The sequence below is a fragment of the Geobacillus sp. ZGt-1 genome (assembly GCF_001026865.1).
In the GTDB taxonomy this organism is placed as follows: Bacteria; Bacillota; Bacilli; order Bacillales; family Anoxybacillaceae; genus Geobacillus; species Geobacillus thermoleovorans.
This window is the reverse complement of the sequence record NZ_LDPD01000026.1, coordinates 59,425-61,574: the sequence shown is the minus strand read 5'-3', so window position 1 is coordinate 61,574 and position 2,150 is coordinate 59,425. Positions and strand designations below refer to the sequence as shown.

Genomic DNA, 2,150 nt, shown 5'->3' with positions numbered 1-2,150 from the left:
TACTCATGGATGTTTTTTGTTTGTTTTTTCTATCAAAATTTTGTTGCTTTTATGGTAATATGTATAGAGATGACAATGATTTGATCTGAGTGAGGGGGATGGACATTGAAAAAACGGAAGAAATACGCGGCGGCGAGCGTGGTGTTGGCGTTGGGGCTGCTTGCTCCGGCTGTGTTGCCGACCGCAGCGGGCGCGGAAGACCGAGATGTCGTCAAGCTGCGCATTTTAGAGACGACGGACGTACATATGAATCTCGTCAACTACGATTATTTCAAAGATAGTCCGACGAATGAGTTTGGGTTGTCGAAGACGGCGCGTTTGATCGAGCAGGCGCGCGCTGAGCAGCCGAATACGCTTCTGTTTGACAACGGGGATTTGATTCAAGGAACGCCGCTTGGCGACTATGTGGCGAAAGTGAAGCCGCTGCAAGACGGCGAAGTGCATCCAGCGGTGAAACTGTTGCATTTGTTGAAGTACGATGCGGCGACGGTTGGGAACCATGAGTTCAACTATGGCTTGGATTTCCTCAATGAAGTGTATGACGATGCCAAGCTGCCGATCGTGAATGCGAACGTGTACCGTGACGATCATGACCAAAATCCGGATAACGATGTCAACTATTTCACGCCGTATCAAATTTTAGCGAAAGAAGTCGTTGATGAAGACGGGGAGAAGCATACGCTGAAGATCGGCGTCATCGGCTTTGTGCCGCCGCAAATTATGGATTGGGACAAAGCGAATTTGCAAGGGAAAGTGATTGCGAAAGACATTGTGCAGTCGGCGCAAAAGTATATTCCAAAAATGAAAGCGGAAGGGGCCGATTTGATCGTTGTGCTATCGCACTCGGGCATTGAGACCGGCGGAAACAGCCCGAATATGGAAAACGCATCGTATTATTTGACGCAAATTCCGGGGATCGACGCCGTGTTGACCGGCCACCAGCATAAAAAATTCCCGGCCCTTCCAGGCACGACACCAGATTTTCCAGACGGAAACGGAATCAACAATGAAACCGGCACGATCAACGGTGTTCCGGTGACGATGCCGGGTTCATGGGGAGATACGCTCGGCGTGATCGATTTGACGGTCGAGCAAGTCGACGGAAAATGGAAAGTGACGCAAGCGAAAGCCCAACTCCGTCCAGTGTATGACAAGGCGACGAAAACGCCGCTTGTCGACAGCGACCCGGCCGTTGAGCAGGCGATCCAAGCGGAACATGAAGCGACGATTCAGTACGTCCGCAGCCCGGTTGGAAAAACAACGAGCCCGATCAACAGCTATTTTGCGCTTATCAAAGACGATCCGTCCGTGCAAATCGTCACGAATGCGCAAAAATGGTATGTCGAAAAGATGTTGAAAGGGACGAAATATGAAGGCCTTCCGGTGCTGTCGGCCGGTGCTCCGTTCAAAGCCGGCGGACGCGGCGGGGCGAGCTATTATACCGACATCCCAGCAGGGGAAATCGCCATTAAAAACGTCGCCGATTTGTACTTGTATCCGAACACGGTGTATGCGTTGAAAATTACGGGAGCCGAGTTGAAAGAATGGCTTGAGTGGTCGGCGGGGCAATTCAACCAAATCGACCCGAACAAGACAGACGTTCAGCCGCTTGTGAACAACGACTTCCCGACGTACAACTTCGACATTATTGATGGCGTGACGTACGAGATCGATGTCACCGAGCCGGCGAAATACGACAAAAACCAAAATGTGATCAATCCGAACGCGAATCGGATTAAAAACTTGAAATTCGAAGGCAAGCCAGTGACGCCGAACATGGAATTTATCGTCGCAACGAACAACTATCGGGCGACGACAAACCGGATCATCAATCCGGGCGGGAAAAACACGATTTTGGCTGCGCCGGATGAAAACCGGCAAGTGATCATCGACTATATTCGGGAAAACGGAACGATCAACCCGTCAGCGGATGGCAACTGGCGGTTTGCGCCAGTGAAAGGGAAAGCGCCGGTGACCGTCACGTTTGAATCGTCGCCGGAAGCGCAAAAATACTTGCCGCAAGACGGCAGCATCCGCTATGTCACCGCCTTGCCGAGCGGATTTGCCCAATATGAATTTGCCTTGCCGCTTTGGAAGGAAGAAAAGCCCAACCCGCCAAAGCAGCCGGAGAAGCCAACCACTCCTCCAGG

General features: G+C 51.5%; 1 protein-coding gene. It reads left to right on the top strand.

All coding sequences use genetic code 11. The features are described 5' to 3' along the window. Positions 1-105: 105 nt before the first annotated feature. On the top strand, positions 106-2,150 hold a 2,045-nt coding region (locus VU18_RS13900), incomplete at its 3' end, for a bifunctional 2',3'-cyclic-nucleotide 2'-phosphodiesterase/3'-nucleotidase (protein ID WP_047758343.1).